Origin of the sequence: Nonomuraea sp. NPDC059194 (assembly GCF_042754765.1) — a bacterium.
In the GTDB taxonomy this organism is placed as follows: Bacteria; Actinomycetota; Actinomycetes; order Streptosporangiales; family Streptosporangiaceae; genus Nonomuraea.
Map to the genome: position 1 here is coordinate 1 of NZ_JBHZBH010000079.1, position 15376 is coordinate 15376.

A 15376-nucleotide genomic window follows, 5' to 3' on the forward strand; every position below is an offset into this window, starting at 1 on the left:
CCGCCCGAGCACCACAAGCGCATCCGCCACTCCAACTTCATCGAGCGCACCTTCGGCGAGACCCGCCGCCGCGTCAAGGTCATCGGCCGCTTCCCCGGCGAGACCTCCTGCGTCTCGCTGGTCTGGGCCGTCCTGGACCGCGCCGCCCGCGGCTGGCGCGGCTTCACCATGACCTCCAAAGGCCTGCGCACCCTGCAGGACCTGCGCCGGGCCCTGCTCCAACCGCCCACCCAACTCCGCTCGGCCACCGCCACACCGTCCGACTCGACACCTGAAACAGCAGCCGCCTAAGATCAACCCACGGCACCTACCTCGTTGAGCCTTTTACACCGCTCCGAGGACGCGACCGTTGTGAAAGGCTCGCGGCGGATCGTTGGCTTTGGCGGCATGAGTCGAACGGCAGGGTAGTGCTGTTCTCCAAGGTCGGGCATCGGCTGGTCGAGGTCGACTCAGTGATCCTGACCCTCGACGAGGCCCTTGTCGCAGGGAGCAAGCTGCGTGACGTCAGCGCCGAATACCTTGCCGACGTCGGCGACTGAGCAGCGCGATCGACCACCGCGAGCGGAGCTGTCGGGTCCTTCGGCCAGCAGGGCCGCGGCGTGCGGTTCGTACAGCGGCCAGCTCTCATACTCCCCCACCGGATCCACGATCGTTCTCTCGGCTAATCCGGTTATGTGGCCGTACGTGACCACGTTTGCGGCACCTGACTATTTGGCTGTATGTGGTGGTGGGGGGTAGGCAGTTGAACGACGATACGGAGTCCGCCCGCAGGGCGCGGGATGATAGTGAGGGATCCGTCGTGTGCTTGGGTGATGCTCTTGACGATTGCCAGGCCGAGGCCGACGCCTGCGTGGTCGTTGCGTATTCGTTCGGTGCCGCGCTGAAACGGTTCGGTGAGTGTCGAGACCAACTGCGGGGAGAGTTTCTCGCCGCTATTTTCGACCGTGAGCACCACGGTCTCGGGGCGGACGCTGGTCTTGACCCACACAGTGCCCTGTTCGGGCAGATTGTGCACGATGGCGTTGTGCACAAGGTTCATCGTCATCTGCAGCAGGAGCGCTTGCGACCCGATAGCCGGGGTGATGTCACCGGAGGTATCGATGGTGACACCGCTTTTCTCGGCGAGCGGGAGCAGTGTTTCGGCGGCCTCTTCTACGAGTAAGGACAGGTCAACAGGTTCTCGGGTGAAGGACCTCTGGCCAGCGCGGCTGAGCACGAGTAGCGCCTCAGTGAGGTCGATCGCTCGAGCGTTGACGGCGTGAAGGCGGTCGACGAGTTCGCCAGGGTCGTGTGTCGGATCATTGCGGGCCACGTCGAGAAGTGACTGCGAGATCGCCAGCGGGGTGCGCAGTTCGTGCGAGGCGTTGGCTGCGAATCTCTGCTGTTCGGCGACGTGTGCTTCGAGCTGGGCGAGCATGTTGTCGAAGGCGTCGGCGAGTTCGCGGAACTCGTCTTTGCGGCCTTCCAACTGGATCCGGTGGGAAAGTGACCCGTTCGCGGCCATGCGTGTAGCGTCCGTGATGCGGGTCAGGGGGGCGAGCATCCGGCCAGCGAGAATCCATCCTCCCAGGAGACCGAATACCAGCAGGAACGCCAATACGATGGCCGCGACCGGAGTGAACGAACGCAGGATGGCGGAGCGGTCGATCATCAAGTGACCGGTGGTGTAGACCGCATCATCGGGTAGGCCTCGCAGGAAGTAGACCAACACGGCGGCGAGCAGCAAGGCACCTGCGAGCATGAGAAAGCCGGCGTAGCTGAGGGTGAGTTTGAGGCGAACACTCAACCCAGGCGCTCTATCCACGGTCGCCTCCCTCACGTCCAGTGTCTGGTTGAGTGCCGATGCGGTACCCGGCGCCGGCCACGGTGGCGATGATCCCGGGTTCGCCGAGCCGTTTGCGCAGTGCCGAGACAGTGATGCGCACGGCGTTGGTGAAGGGGTCGGCGTTCTCATCCCACGCTCGCTCCAAGAGTTCTTCGGCGCTGACGACACCGCCTTCGGCAGCGACGAGGACTTCGAGCACGGCGAACTGTTTCCGGGTGAGCGCGACGTAACGGCCGTCGCGGTAGACCTCGCGGCGGAACGGATCCAGACGCAGGTCGGCGATCTCTCGCACGGGTGGTCTGTTGTGGGCGCGCCTGCGGTCGAGCGCTCTGAGACGGAGCACGAGTTCTTTGAGCGCGAAGGGCTTGGTGAGGTAGTCGTCGGCGCCGAGTTCGAACCCGGAGGCTTTGTCGTCGAGCCGGTCGGCAGCGGTGAGCATGAGGATGGGCATGCCGCTGCCGGAGGCGACGATCCGTTTGGCGATCTCGTCGCCGGACGGGCCGGGGATGTCGCGGTCGACGACGGCGATGTCGTAGGCGTTGATGCTCAGCAGTTCCAGAGCGGTGTGACCGTCACCGGCGAGGTCGGCGGCGATCGCTTCCAGACGTAGGCCATCGCGGATGGCTTCTGCCAGGAAGGGTTCGTCCTCGACGATCAACACGCGCATGCTCCCGAGGCTACGAGCCGGCGCATATCGTCGGCATATCGAAAACCGCATACGCGCTGGCAACACCCACGCTGGCTCAACTAATGACATGAACCACAGCGAACCAGCACGAACAGCGCCCCGTCGGATTCCCGGAGTCCTTTGGGCGGAGGCCACATGCGTGTACTGAGGACGATTCTGGTCGGCTTGGTGGTGCTGGTCGCCGCCGCGCCGGCGGCGGTCGCCACGGCGGCGGCCGGCGGCGGCCGGCACGAATGCGCCGCCGCGACCAGCCGGTGTATCGGCACCCTGACCGTCCCACTGAACTGGCAGGATCCGCAGTCGGAGAAGATCACCATCAGGTTCGGGTACATCCCGCGGGCCGACCGATCGCGCCCAGCCCGCACCTCGATCCTGGCGATGCCCGGCGGTCCGGCCCCGCTCGGACCCAACGCCGAGCGCGTCGACTCCTTCGGGAAGGTCTTCCAGCCTCTGCTGGACCACTCGGACATGATGATCGTGGAGTTCCGCGGGATGGGCGAATCCGCGCCGCTGCGGTGCAAGGCGCTGCAGCAGGGGAAGCCGGAGTCGGTCAGCCAGTGCGCGCGTGAGATCGGCGACAGGGCCCAGTTCTTCAGCAGCGACCAGTACGTCGCCGATGTGGAGGCGGTGCGCGCGGCTTTGGGCCTGTCCAAGGTCACCGTCGTGGGATCGTCCTGGGGCGCGCTGAGCGGACAGGCCTACACGACCCGCTACCCGGACCGGGTGCGCGCCCTGTACATCGAGAGCATGATCGGCCCAATCGACAAGGCCGGCCGGTGGCAGCTCGGCGAGTCGGAAGGCAAGGAGATCCAGGAAGCCATCGCCAACTACGCCCGCGCCTGCCAGCGATCGTCGGCTTGCCGCCGCGCCGCCGGCGGCGACCCGACGGCACGCTGGGACGCGGTGGTGCGGAAGATGCGCGCCGACGGCGACAGCGCGCTGACCCCGCAGCGACTGCTCGGGGCGCTGCGGTCGGCCTCTGATCCGGCCCTGGCCACCGACGCGACCGCGGCCACCGCCGCATACCTGGACGGCGACCCGGCCCCGCTGCGCCGCGTGCTCGACCGGGCCGCCCCGCTGGCCGGCAACAAGGGTGCAGGATCCAAAGCTCCGTCCAAGGAGTCACCGGATAGGGCCGGTACGACGGCGTACCTGTGTTCCGACCCGGTCTGGCCGTACGACCGCACCGCCGATGAGGCGACCCGGCGCCGCCAGTTGGAGACCTGGCATGCCGAGCGCAACCGGTACGCGCCGTTCACCCTCGCCGAGGCGGGCAGCGGTGCAGACTTCTGCGCAGGCTGGCCTACCCCGCGAGAGAACAACGCGATCGAGCCGCACCGGCCGGCGGTGCCGATGCTGGCCGTCGCCGGCGAGTTCGACCCGAAGGCGATCATGGGTGCACGCACCGCGGCGCGGGCATTCCCCCGCGGCCAGGCGGTCACCGTCCAGGCCGGGTACCACAACCCCGCGGTCGAGGGCCGTGGGCCGGGTGGCGAGTGCGCGCGACAGATCATGCACCGGTTCATCCAGAACCCGGGGCGGGTGTCCGACACGTCGTGCACGATGGCCAACTACCAGGCACACGGTCGCTTCCCTGCGACCGCGGCAGCAGTACCGGCCGCCCGCGGCGGCGGGCTCGACGCTCCGCAGCGCACACTCGTGGCGGCTGCGTTCGCCACCGCCGCGGACACGGTAGCCATGCACAACCCGCATCGCGCCTCGCGGCCGGACACCGAGCCCGGGCTGCGCGGCGGGGAGGTCACCAACGGTACAGACGGCACGATCACCTTGGACAAGGTCCGCTACGTCGCCGACCTCGCCGCCACCGGCACTGCCAAGGTCGCGGGCGACAAAGCCACCGCCAACCTCACCGTCACCGGCCCCGCCGGCGCGACCCACAAGGTCACGCTGCAGTGGAAGGCCTTCACCGCCACTGACACCACCCCCGTCACCGGCACCCTCGACGGCCGACCGTTCCGGGTAAACGTCCCCGGATACTGACCCGCCCCACCCCTGTGGGGCACTCGCGGCCCCGAGCGCCCCCAGGGGTCCCGATGGCGGCATAGCCAGCCGCCGGGGCACCGGGGCTCCACGGAGGCACGTCGGTGGGCCAGATCGCGCCGACCACCGCCAGCCGGTAGTGGACCTACCACAGGAGGGCAGGCCAGCAGGTGATCACTCAGCGCTACCACCGATTACGGGACAGAGCCGATTACCGGGACAGCCCGCACGCTCGGTTCTTCTTGGGTCCGGGCTGCGTTCGGTCAACTTGGCCTACGTGAAAGAAGAGATCATCGTCCTCTGACCTGCTGGAAGGGTCCTCCAACCCTAGATAACCACCTCACCCGGTGGCTTCACGCACCAGAAGCGCAGCCTCAACCGAATGTACGGCAGCCGTGATGCACGAGTCGACGTGGTGATTGATCGCCTGACCAGGCGATCCGGGCTATAGCGGGAGTGAATTTCGGCAAGCCGGTCGGCCACGTTGAGGTGTTGGCCGTCGGGACCGGTGGTCATGTCGCAGTAGGTCATCATGCCGGGATCGAGAGCGCCACCTAACCGGCGAAGGCGAGCCGTACATCGGCTGAGTCGAGCCGTTCCCGCACTGTACGGACGGCGGACAGGATGCACGGGGTGGCCTTCTGGATGGTGCCGGTGACCAGGTGCTCGGGGCCGTAGCGGCTGCGGATCTCGGCCAGGCGGTCCTCCACCTTCACCGGGACGCCGTCGGGGCTGGTGGTCATGTCGCAGAAGGTGAGGGCCTCGACCAGGTCGGGACGCTCCATCGGGAACTCGCGCTCCAGGATGTCGAGCAGGCCGCGGTCTTCGGCCTCGATGGCGGCGCAGGTGTGGTGGGCGACCAGCTTGCACAGCAGCTCGTCGGCGCCGTGGACGTCGCGCAGGTAGCGTGCGCCGTCGATCGGGTGGAACCCGGTGTCGACGAGGTCGGGGGTGTAGCCGATGTCGTGCAGCCAGGCGGACATGGCCAGGAGTTCGGCGTCCTTGCCGAGGATGGGGGCGATCTCTTCACCTCGTGTGCCGACTCCGCGCGAGTGATCCCAGCGGCGGGGCAGCGGACGCTGAAGCAGTTGGTTGGCCAGGACTCGCGCCCAGGCAACGTGTCTCATGCTGTTCACGATAGGCAGTGGGCCCGGAGGGGAAGCTAGAGGAGGAACTGGGACGTCCCGGGACGTCCCAGACTTACCCCTCGCTGACGAACCGCCCCTTGCCCGGGTGGGCGATGACGAGGCACTCTCGCTCCAGCACGGCCAGCGCCTGCCGCACGGTGTTGCGCGAGGCGTCGTAGCGCTGCCGTAATTCGCTCTCACTCGGTACGGCGGCGCCGGGCGCGAGGGCCCCAGTGGTGATCTGGCCGCGCAGGTCAGCGGCGATGACTTGATAGCGGTACGGCGGGGCCTGCGTGCCCGACACCACGCGTCCCTTGGCCGGGATGGTCACGATCAGGCCCTCGTCCTCCAGGACGGCCAGGCCGCGCCGGGCGGTGTTGCGGGCGACGCCGAACTCGGTGCACAACTCCGCCTCAGACGGCAGGGTGCCCGCCGGATACTCACCCGCGGCGATGCGCTCCCGGAGCACATCGGCGATCTGGCAGTAGACCCGCCAGCCGGTCAGCCACCGCGATTCGCGCATGGTCACGGCGTCAAGATCGATGAGTGTTGGCGATCTTGCTGAGGTCGACGCCGATCTCTCCTTGCTCGCCCTCGTTCCAGCCGTTCGCGACGACTTCGGCCAGGTGCTCGACGGCGGCGAGCAGGCGCAGGCAGGTCACGCGCTCGTCCTGCTGGTCGCCCCAGTAGAACCAGCAGAACGCCAGGTGCACGAAGACGCGGCGGGTCCGGAATCGGCTGTCGACGACGTCCAGGCCGGGCCGTCCGTCTTCGGTGATGACGAGGACCGCGGGGATCGTGCGGGCGCGCAGCTCGTCGCGCAGGGCGGTCAGCAGCCGCTCTTGGTAGGCGAGCTGGTCGGGGCGGGTGTTCACCATCGGGACTGTCCCTTCGACGTGGTGAGGCTTGCCCATCGAGGGTCTCCGGAGGTTAGGAATCTCTACACCGCAACTCTGGGACGTCTAGGGACGTCTCGTGTTAGCGTCCCTGGCAACAGGCGGTTTTGCTTGAGGAGCGGACCGAATGAACCATCACCTGCGTTACGCGCTCGCCAACGCCAGGCTCCACGCAACCGATCTTGCGGCGCGCCTGGCTGTGGACCCCAAGACGGTGGAGCGGTGGCTGCAAGGCCGTGTTCCCTACCCCCGACATCGGTGGGCCGTGGCCGACGTGCTCCAGGTCGACGAGGCCGACCTTTGGCCCGAGGTGGCCGGGTATCGCCGAACGATCTCCAGCGAGGTCCGGGCGGTGTATCCGCACCGTCATGCCGTACCGCAGGCGGTGTGGCGGCAACACTTCGCCAATGCGGCCAGGGAGATCGACATCCTGACCTACAGCGGGTTGTTTCTCGCCGAAGACACCAGCCTCATGCTGACAATGGCTCAGCGGGCCCGCGCGGGGGTGAAGGTGCGCGTGCTCCTGGGCAATCCCGGCAGTCCAGAGGTGGCAGCCCGAGGGGTAGACGAACACATCGGCCCGGACGTCATGGCCGCCAGAATCAGGAACGCCCTCACGCTCTACCGACCCCTCCAGGACGCCCCTGGCGTGGAGGTTCGTCTGCACAGCACGGTCCTCTACAACTCCATCTACCGGGCCGACGACCAGATCCTCGTCAACACCCACGCGTACGGCATCCCCGCCGCCCAAGCCCCAGTCACCCATCTCCAAACCGGCGAGGAGAACGGAACAGCAGCCGTCTACCTGACCAGCTTCGAACGCGTCTGGACCAGCGCTACGCCGCATCCCGGCAAGATCAAAACGGTCAACGGCCCCGGGTGAAAGCAACATATCTACACGTCATCAAGGCGCATGCCGCCTGCGGCGTCCCGCGCGCGGGGCGGCTGCTGGCCGCGCTGCGGCTCTCCGGCCGGTCGCGACCAGCACCGCCCCGGAGCGTAATCCGAGGGCTCCAAATGGCGTACATCTAGTCCATAGTGGCTATAGAATTCTCCGCATGAAGTTAAGGGTAGCGTTCCCTAACGCATACACATTCGCTCCAAATATGCATGCATGGGATACGCAACTAGACCCAACCGATCCGCGCAGTATAGCCGCCACGGCGGATCACTTATGCGAAGTGATATCCCTTGCCTATCAAGGCGGCGCAGCCAAGTTCGATGCTTGCGCAACTCTAATTATAGACGAAATTATGAACCTCGCTCGCGGTGTTGCCGAAAAGAATTCACTGCCAGGAATCTTCGCATTGAAGCTTGCCGTCGCGTCTACTATAGCGAGCGAATGGAATGCCGCCGGAAACCCAGAACGCGCATGGCATTGGACAGCACTCGCTCTAGGCACTCTGAATGCCAACAACAAAGAGGCGACGGTCTTTCCGGAGCTATTGAGCGCGCTAGCGAACTCGGCCATTACGGCTCCTGTGGCGATTCCAGCACTACTAGAAATCACCAGCACCCTATATTATCTCGCATGGTCCCGAGGGTACCATAGAGAAATTGCCGTTTCGCTTCATGACATTCTATCGCCAATATGCAAGCAGCTGATAGAATTTGGTGACGTTGCCGTGCTGGCAGCGATGCAGATAGCTACATGGCAGACTCTTAACAATCGGGAGGAAGAAGCGAGAGAACTAATCGGGATCCTTGAGCGCAAGCTACACGATGATCCTGTTGGCAGTATGGCGACCAGCATTGCAGCATTCTTGACTACGCGAGCTTCTGCCCTCAGTAGCCGCGATGCGGTGGAGCATGCAGAATGGGCGCTATTGAATCTTCCTAATATTCGACCTCACGAGCGAATCACCTTATTTGCTTCATATGTATCTCGTGGCGCCGACTCAACCGTTAGACGACTTTCAGAGATAAGAGCTGCCCTTCGTGAAGTAGTTCAAGATATATCCGAACTTGAGCCAGACCCGTTCGGACGTTCTCAATCATCTACTCAGGCATTCAACATCATTAGCCCTATAATATATTCTCTGCTGAACGAAGGATACATACAGGAAGCACAGCTACTCCTTGCCGAATGGAGAAGCCTCAGTCCAGAGCATCACAAGGTATCTCCATCGGCGTTCCTGGTTCCGACGGAACGAGGAACGCAGCTCGCCTTGCCCGGAACTCAGATGTGCGTACTCTCATCCGTAACATCAAGGCGCCTTACACTAGCCATGAATGCGGCCCTCGGCACGGCGCTAGTGGATCAGCAAGATCAGGATTTTACCCTGGATTCGCCCGCCGGCGAGCGCGTAAATCACTCGTACGCCCACGAATTCCATGAAGCAGCATATGAATATATCCGGCCAGATCGACTCACTGAACAGCTTTCAATTTCGCCGCAAACAAAGGCGCTAGTTAGCCTGATTTCGCCCCGAGTGCCAGTGCAAGCGCTGGTAGCGAAGCAGGGGGGTGCGGTGCTACCTATATCGGCGAGCAATACCGAACCGTTGCCTGATAGGCATCCTAGCCGCATACAATTCTGGTGTGGGGACGTACACCTTGCTCAAACTGAGCTTGAAATGGTCAGCCACGTTCTAGGGTGGGCTGGGGAGATTGATGTAGTCCGCGGCGAAGCCATCACCCGCGATAAATTTCTAGAGTCATACATGAGCGATGATTATGACGTTATATGGGTGGCTGCCCATGGACGTCACCCACACTATGAGCCGACGGACGCAGCTCTACACCTGTCAGACGATGTAACCATTCAGCTCCGGGACCTCGTGAATGCCAAAAAGGCCCTTTGTGATGAGCGACGGCTTCTCGTGCTAAACACGTGTGATAGTGGGGCTGCCGCGCATTATGGCACTCTGACAGAGTTGGGATTAGCCCATTGGCTTGCCAGCAATGATCAAGCCGTCATCGCGAATCTGTGGCCGGTCAGCACCTATTCGGCCTGCATATTTGGCGGTCTACTGGCCGCTGGGCTTGCGGGAGGACAAAGCTATCTAGATTCGTTTAGCTGGGCACTTGAGCTAGTCGGGCGAGAGCGTGAAGAAATCGCCACTACGCTTGATGGATTCAATCCACCCATCTCTTTCATGGATGCATTGCACGAATATACCGATCCGACCATACTTCAATGGGGAGCTCCGGCGTTCTTTGAATAACGCTATTAGAAATAGCGCGCTATGGAGTGGCCGTAGCCGTGCTCGGCGACCAGTCGCTCGAACACGACGGACGCCTTCATCGTCACATCAGCGCGCAGCATCGCGTCGATCACGCCCGCGTATGGGGTGATCACCTGTGGCTGGGTGCCCTTACGCGAGGGCGCGGCTGGAGGCGCGGCGGCTCCGGCGGGCTCGGACAGGTACCTCTTCACCGTGCGCCAGTCAACTCCGCAGGCTTCGGCGATCTCTTTGTAGGGGGCGCCTGCCTCGTGCAGGGCGCCGGCGTCGTATGTTCATCCAGGACTCCGGATCCAGGATCACGAAGGTTGTCATCTTTCGGGTTGTCTGCTTGGCCGGCCTACAATCCGAAGGTTGATCAACTTCAGGGCGAGTATCAGGTCAACTCGCCGGAGCCCCACCGACACGTGAGGTCGTACCGCCAGCTACATGTGAGGTCGTACGCGGACACGTCTCTGCATCGAGATCTACGGCTTTCCCTTCAGTAGGGGTCCCTGTTTGGGAGAAGATCAACCATGCTTCGTCGAGTCCTCGCCACTCTGGCACGCCCCGACTCCAGCTCACGCGATCTAGCCGAGGAGGATGCGCGCGCCTACGGAGCGCTGCTTCTCAGCGAGGCACGGGAGGAACTGAACAGGGCGGATGCGAAAGCTCAAGTGCTACTAGGAATCGTCGGCCTCGGGCTGGGTGCCACTGCCGGCGGACTGTTCGCTGGCAGTTGGTCACCGTTCTCCCTGTCTAACGGCATTGAGTGGCTGTGGTGGGTCGGCTCCGGGGCAGCCCTTCTAGCACTCGTATGCCTAGCAGCAGCCGTCTACCCACGTACGACTAGATGGGGCACCATACGTCGTGACACGGTCAGCTACTGGGCGGATGTCCTGCCCTACACCACGACTGAGGAGGTCGCTGAGGCACTTTTGCGCTCCCGAACCTTCGATCTCGGGCGGGTCTCCGATCAGTTGCGACAGGTGGCAGGCATCGTCCGACGCAAGTACCGCCTCGTCCGCTGGGGCTTCTGGCTGTTGTTGCTGGCGCTCATTGCCACTCTTACCTCCGTCTCACTGAACATTGTCATCCCAACGACCTGATACTCCACCACCGAGACGCGATTCGGACATAGAAGCATAAAGAGCCCTTGGATCTCTCGCGGAGTTGTCAAAGAGCGGCGAGCAACGTATGGATGAGCTTATGGACGACCCATCCGGGCTCTTTCGATCACGCTTCATCTGAAGACCCACAGGTCGCGGCTAGGGAACGAGTGCAGGGTGAGGGGAAGTACAATGGATCAAGCGTCAAGAGAGACCTCCAGCCGGCGGCTTCCACCCTATCGTGGGCTGATTGCGGTCGACTGTGTTCAATTCAGCAAGCACCGAAGCATCCATCTTCCCGACCTAAGCGCCGCAATACCGGAAGCGCTTCAAACCGCATTAACCCGATGTGGGATACCTCAAGTATGGGAGAAGCGACGGTTCCCGCAAGCTACAGGGGATGGATACATATTCGGGACCAAGACAAGATACGTCCCTGCTCTCATCGACCAAGTTGTACCAAGCCTGCAAGATGTGCTGTATGAACTCGCGCCCGGTCTGCGCGCCAAAGAGCGGTCTCTCGATCTACGCCTGCGGGTCAGTATCCATATCGGGCCGATACATGACCAAGGTGACGAGCTAAGGGACAGGATCAGCGAGCCAACGATATACGCATGCAGATTGCTAGACTCCGCTCCTTTGAAGGAAGCGCTGAGACAGAGCCAACCAGACGTGACTCTAGTCGGCGCGATAATCTCGCAACGCGTCTTTGAAGACGTGGTGCAGGCTGGATACATACAGCTACACGAGACAGAGTTTGAGCCAGTTACCGCAGCAGTCCCAGACAAGGGATTTGAGCAGGCTGCGTGGCTCTACATACCGCGGCGATCACGTCAAGGCCTGGAATCACACGCGTCTACGACAGCGTCGAAAGCAGCCAAGTCGTCCTCGGTCCCTCCGCCAAGCACTACGGCCATCTTCCATGGCAACGTCGGGCAGAATATCACTGCAGGTGAAATTCATGACGGGGTTCATATAGACCTCCCAGAGGGATTCTTTGGATCACGCCGAAAAGGAGGAGAGGAGTAGTGGCTGACAACGAATCGCCACCTGAGGCCGACTTGTCGGCAGAGATCGAACCCGCACCTGATTCGGATCTACCCGCGGCCAAGGAGGGGGTTGATGACGAGGTCCATAAAGAAGAACCTGACGAGGCGCGGGCGGAACCACAAGAGCCTTTACTCCTTCAAAGTAGTTTCCAGGAGGCCGTGGGTGCGGCTTTCGTTGGCACCCGCATTGACAACGTCAACTTGGGCGAAGCTCGAAAAAATGTTGCAACCCGAGTTCTCCATCCAGAGGTCCTGCAGGAGATGAGCGACACGTACGTACGCAAGGACCGGAATGGAGATGACAAGGCGAGCGAGGTAGAAAGGATTCTGCGCCAGAAGAAATTCGTCGTTATTGCCGGCGACGAAGGAACTGGCCGCTTCATAGCCGCAGTCAACGCGATTCTTGCCGCTCAGCTACATCCAGTACAGATACTTTTGGATTCCGACGATATCGAACGCTCGCTCATCACAAAGACCGGGCAGGGGCATCTCATTGACCTAGGCGAACTCGAAGAAGAAGCTGTTGCGAGATTATCCAAGGTCCTCCGTGACTATGTTGCCCGCATACGAGCTGCCATATCCGGTCTCGTCATTATTGCTACACCTCAAGAATGCCGCCTGCTTGATCCAGATGACGATGCGGTGGTGTCCGTCATAGGTCCCTGCGCAGAGTCTGTGTTTCGTTCGCATCTTGCGTGCGCAACTTCTAGATGGTACGCAGACCAGTATGCCGCTTACCCTAGATTGAAAGACGCTCTGCAGGGCGCTACTACTCGTGAAGCTACACGTCTCGCTAGCCTGGCAAGGAAGCGAGCCGACAATAAAGACTGCACCTCAGAAGAAATAATAGAAGAAGTCTTGGCCGAGTTCTTGGAGCGAGCCAACGCAGACGTAAGGGATTTGTTTGGCAACACAAGCACCGACCAGTCTGAATATCATCGCGCACTTGTACTCGCCGTATCTGCCCTAGAGGGCGCACGACCTGCTGCTGTATTCTCCGCGACAGCGCAACTAGTTGAGGCACTAGAGCTTGAGAAGTACCCCGGACGTGGCAGCTTTGGGCCAGGTTCATCCAAGCTGTTGGCGTCCATAGACGCAGAACTAGTCGACGGAGTAGTTCGATTTCGCCGAACAGACTATGCCTTGCCAATTCTTGATTACGCTTGGGGCGACCATGTCTATCTGCGCAAGCATCTAGACCCCTGGATTATTTCTCTCGGCGCTACGAATGAGAGCGACCACGTAGGTTCAGTGCTACTTCATCTTGCCGAATCTCACTCTGTGCCCAATCTGATAGTCGATGCGGTTACGAGCTGGGCGGGTAGGTATGCAAGCCGAGCGCGTGCAGTACAGTTGCTGGATAATGCGGCGCTTAGCACTGAGATAGGACGGAGCATCCGACAGTCCCTATATCAATGGTCGGCTATGTCGTCAACGCCGGAGGACATCCAGGTCACCGTGGCCGAAGTTTGCGGGGGAAATCTCGGGAGCTTCTTTCCGGGAGTAGCGTTAACACGTCTTCGGCACCTGGCAGATTGCGATTCACTGCGAGTCAAAGGCACCGTGTGTGCAGCCCTTGCCGCACTCGGCAAAGATGACAGTCTTCGGGGAATGATCCTTGGAGAGGTTGTAGATTGGACCAATAGCACGTCTGAGCGCCAGACCACTGGTGCTCTTGCGTTCGCGACTTTGGCCAAGGAGCGAGTCGAGGAACGGTACGCTTTCATTCCCCTCCCTCCTGCAAAGCAAGACCTACTCGATATGCTCGCTCAGGGCTGGCGCGCGACTCTGCGAAACGCTCAAACCACGGCTGGCGCCTCCATACTTGCCATGGAATGGATGGAAGCCGGCGTCCAGATACAAGCATCTAGTGAAATCATCACTAGGATATTCGCTACAGCTTGTAGGAGCAGCTACGACATCGGAATAATCATCCCCCTAGCTAGGCGCTGGATACGCCACTCTCACGAGCCGTCAGTGATGCCACGCGAGATGCTTTACGAGGAATTGCTAGCCAGAATCGAGGAGTCGCGGCCCGACCTCTGGAACCGATCATGTCGCAACGCGTTTGATGAGATGTAGGAGACGTCGTGGGAGTGTTGGCTTGGATCCGCGATCTGCTTGCCTTTAAGTATGAGCAAGAGCCCATCGAGCAGCATCATCAGAGCAGGTTTTCAGTGCGGCCCCTTCCGAGCTCCTTGCCAGAGGCGTACTTTGAGGCATCGCTTCAACTTACATGGACGATAGCGGGAGATGGCAGCCCTCCAAATATGGAGGAGACGCACCGGGTGCATCGTCAACTTCGCGAAGTGTTGGAGCGCGTCACTCCTAACTTCTCGGTTCTGTCAGAAGGGGAAGCGCAGAGCGAAGCCGAAATCGCGGTATACAGGCAGGCTCGTGGAATCGATCGCCGGCTAACGTCCGTTCAGATAAATCTCTCGGCGAGCGATGAAATGAAGATCTATGCCGAGAACTTCGAGAAAGAGTTACGCCAGAGCGCTCTGACGGAAGCAACTTATGCGATGAAAGCACGTCAAGCTCGCTATGTACGCGATCATCTACTTGCCGATGCCCAGATCGCTAGACTCTGGTGGCTCGACGGTAGACCCGAGAAGCTACCGGATCTTCTCAAGATGGGCAATAATTTCGAACAAGTTGTTGGACTGGTTCGGGACGGCATGGGGTCGGTTAAAACCCCTGACGAAGCGCTCGTGGTCGAGCGGATGGCAGAAATCATCAAGGATTTTCTCGCGCCGTTGGGAGCCCAGCATCGCGAGATTCTTCTCAGTCAGCTGAGTCAAATATTTGGTAGCTATGAACGGGAGGATCTCGCCAGAAACTTGCAAAGCTTGAACGGCAGCTCCGCCGGAGATTCTTGAGCATGCACGGGCTCGTCCTCCTTGGGTAGCAGCACGCTGAGAACATCACCGACATCGAATTCACCGTAGCCTGCCTGTAGTGAAGAGGCCCATAGCAGTGCGTATGAGTTGATCGGTCAGCCGCCTTCTCTCGTCAAGGACAAGACCACGGTGGCAAGGTCTTAGGGTCCCTGGTTGGGCGAAGTGAGCTGACGGCCGTGATCATTTCCCAATCTCTTCCCAAGGGCTCCTGGCCCGCCTCGACCTCGCAACGTTTCAGCATGTCAGCGCACTGTGGCGCCTGTCTCGATCATCCGACTCCTAAGGGGGGTGCTGTACAGCAGCTCTTACAGCAACACAGTCCTATGGCGCCGACCTACGAGGCCGCCCTCGCGGCTTGACCACCACACCAACGGTGTCCGTCAAAGCGGAACAAGCTCACTCCGCCGTACAGCATCGCGCGTTCGATGTGCACCAAAGGGCTATCGTCGCGGGCCTGCCTGCAGTTCGCATCGAAGTGGTCAACGCCGTGACGATCGCTCACTTCGCTACTCGCCGACCGTTGTTGGGGCGATCGCTCATTAAGAGATCCTGGGTAGGCAGCCCTCGTAAGGGTTGTCACCTCTCGGCCCGGCGGGTGCATGGCCTGCGATCGGATC

The 15376-nt window shown here is 61.5% G+C and carries 15 protein-coding genes; 9 read left to right on the forward strand and 6 right to left on the reverse strand.

Going from position 1 to position 15376, the window contains the following annotated elements; all coding sequences use genetic code 11:
* Both ACFXJ8_RS43075 and ACFXJ8_RS43080 read left to right on the forward strand, forming a co-directional pair.
* The coding region (locus ACFXJ8_RS43075) for a transposase (RefSeq protein WP_379651232.1) at positions 1 to 291 on the forward strand (291 nt) is incomplete at its 5' end.
* A 116-nt stretch (positions 292 to 407) separates the two neighbouring features.
* Complete coding sequence (locus tag ACFXJ8_RS43080; protein ID WP_379651234.1) at positions 408 to 539, forward strand: hypothetical protein; 132 nt, start codon at positions 408 to 410, stop codon at positions 537 to 539.
* Between the two features lie 131 nt (positions 540 to 670).
* Here the strand turns inward: ACFXJ8_RS43080 and ACFXJ8_RS43085 are convergent, their stop codons facing one another.
* Together ACFXJ8_RS43085 and ACFXJ8_RS43090 are read right to left on the reverse strand one after the other, a co-directional pair.
* Positions 671 to 1804 (reverse strand): sensor histidine kinase, encoded by a 1134-nt coding sequence (locus tag ACFXJ8_RS43085; protein ID WP_379651236.1) that lies wholly within the window; start codon positions 1802 to 1804, stop codon positions 671 to 673.
* Entirely contained in the window at positions 1797 to 2492 is a 696-nt protein-coding gene (locus tag ACFXJ8_RS43090; RefSeq protein ID WP_379651238.1) for a response regulator transcription factor, read from the reverse strand. The genes ACFXJ8_RS43085 and ACFXJ8_RS43090 overlap by 8 nt, the downstream gene beginning before the upstream one ends.
* 156 nt (positions 2493 to 2648) lie before the next feature.
* Between ACFXJ8_RS43090 and ACFXJ8_RS43095 the strand changes: the two genes are divergently transcribed.
* On the forward strand, positions 2649 to 4514 hold the full coding sequence (locus tag ACFXJ8_RS43095; RefSeq protein ID WP_379651240.1) for an alpha/beta hydrolase: 1866 nt from the start codon (positions 2649 to 2651) through the stop codon (positions 4512 to 4514).
* A 554-nt stretch (positions 4515 to 5068) separates the two neighbouring features.
* Here ACFXJ8_RS43095 and ACFXJ8_RS43100 read toward each other — a convergent pair.
* The 3 genes from ACFXJ8_RS43100 to ACFXJ8_RS43110 all read right to left on the reverse strand — a co-directional run bounded on the left by ACFXJ8_RS43100 (position 5069) and on the right by ACFXJ8_RS43110 (position 6519).
* Positions 5069 to 5641 carry an HD domain-containing protein gene (locus ACFXJ8_RS43100; protein WP_379651241.1) on the reverse strand — a complete coding sequence of 191 codons (573 nt, stop codon included), beginning with the start codon at positions 5639 to 5641 and terminating at the stop codon, positions 5069 to 5071.
* Between the two features lie 73 nt (positions 5642 to 5714).
* Positions 5715 to 6164, reverse strand: coding sequence for a GntR family transcriptional regulator (locus tag ACFXJ8_RS43105; protein WP_379651257.1), 450 nt, complete (start codon positions 6162 to 6164; stop codon positions 5715 to 5717).
* Between the two features lie 10 nt (positions 6165 to 6174).
* Entirely contained in the window at positions 6175 to 6519 is a 345-nt protein-coding gene (locus ACFXJ8_RS43110; protein ID WP_379651243.1) for a hypothetical protein, read from the reverse strand.
* A 145-nt stretch (positions 6520 to 6664) separates the two neighbouring features.
* Between ACFXJ8_RS43110 and ACFXJ8_RS43115 the strand changes: the two genes are divergently transcribed.
* Together ACFXJ8_RS43115 and ACFXJ8_RS43120 are read left to right on the forward strand one after the other, a co-directional pair.
* Positions 6665 to 7420 (forward strand): XRE family transcriptional regulator, encoded by a 756-nt coding sequence (locus ACFXJ8_RS43115; protein WP_379651245.1) that lies wholly within the window; start codon positions 6665 to 6667, stop codon positions 7418 to 7420.
* Positions 7421 to 7595: 175 nt separating this feature from the next.
* Positions 7596 to 9704 (forward strand): CHAT domain-containing protein, encoded by a 2109-nt coding sequence (locus tag ACFXJ8_RS43120; RefSeq protein WP_379651247.1) that lies wholly within the window; start codon positions 7596 to 7598, stop codon positions 9702 to 9704.
* Between the two features lie 5 nt (positions 9705 to 9709).
* Here the strand turns inward: ACFXJ8_RS43120 and ACFXJ8_RS43125 are convergent, their stop codons facing one another.
* Positions 9710 to 9979, reverse strand: a complete 270-nt coding sequence (locus ACFXJ8_RS43125; protein WP_379651259.1) for a hypothetical protein — start codon at positions 9977 to 9979, stop codon at positions 9710 to 9712.
* 258 nt (positions 9980 to 10237) lie between these two features.
* Between ACFXJ8_RS43125 and ACFXJ8_RS43130 the strand changes: the two genes are divergently transcribed.
* From ACFXJ8_RS43130 to ACFXJ8_RS43145, 4 genes are all read left to right on the forward strand, one after another.
* Entirely contained in the window at positions 10238 to 10810 is a 573-nt protein-coding gene (locus ACFXJ8_RS43130) for a Pycsar system effector family protein (protein WP_379651249.1), read from the forward strand.
* A gap of 474 nt (positions 10811 to 11284) precedes the next feature.
* On the forward strand, positions 11285 to 11839 hold the full coding sequence (locus tag ACFXJ8_RS43135; protein WP_379651251.1) for a hypothetical protein: 555 nt from the start codon (positions 11285 to 11287) through the stop codon (positions 11837 to 11839).
* Positions 11839 to 13941: a hypothetical protein gene (locus ACFXJ8_RS43140; RefSeq protein ID WP_379651253.1), complete on the forward strand. Its 2103-nt coding sequence runs from the start codon at positions 11839 to 11841 to the stop codon at positions 13939 to 13941. The genes ACFXJ8_RS43135 and ACFXJ8_RS43140 overlap by 1 nt, the downstream gene beginning before the upstream one ends.
* An 8-nt stretch (positions 13942 to 13949) precedes the next feature.
* Entirely contained in the window at positions 13950 to 14738 is a 789-nt protein-coding gene (locus ACFXJ8_RS43145; RefSeq protein ID WP_379651255.1) for a hypothetical protein, read from the forward strand.
* Positions 14739 to 15376: the final 638 nt, after the last annotated feature.

Bases quoted from the DNA above. Each gene is read 5' to 3' on its own strand.
- ACFXJ8_RS43095 (WP_379651240.1), top strand. From the start codon at position 2,649: ATGCGTGTACTGAGGACGATTCTGGTCGGCTTGGTGGTGCTGGTCGCC.
- ACFXJ8_RS43110 (WP_379651243.1), bottom strand. From the start codon at position 6,519: ATGGTGAACACCCGCCCCGACCAGCTCGCCTACCAAGAGCGGCTGCTG.
- ACFXJ8_RS43090 (WP_379651238.1), bottom strand. From the start codon at position 2,492: ATGCGCGTGTTGATCGTCGAGGACGAACCCTTCCTGGCAGAAGCCATC.
- ACFXJ8_RS43115 (WP_379651245.1), top strand. From the start codon at position 6,665: ATGAACCATCACCTGCGTTACGCGCTCGCCAACGCCAGGCTCCACGCA.
- ACFXJ8_RS43130 (WP_379651249.1), top strand. From the start codon at position 10,238: ATGCTTCGTCGAGTCCTCGCCACTCTGGCACGCCCCGACTCCAGCTCA.
- ACFXJ8_RS43100 (WP_379651241.1), bottom strand. From the start codon at position 5,641: ATGAGACACGTTGCCTGGGCGCGAGTCCTGGCCAACCAACTGCTTCAG.
- ACFXJ8_RS43120 (WP_379651247.1), top strand. From the start codon at position 7,596: ATGAAGTTAAGGGTAGCGTTCCCTAACGCATACACATTCGCTCCAAAT.
- ACFXJ8_RS43105 (WP_379651257.1), bottom strand. From the start codon at position 6,164: ATGCGCGAATCGCGGTGGCTGACCGGCTGGCGGGTCTACTGCCAGATC.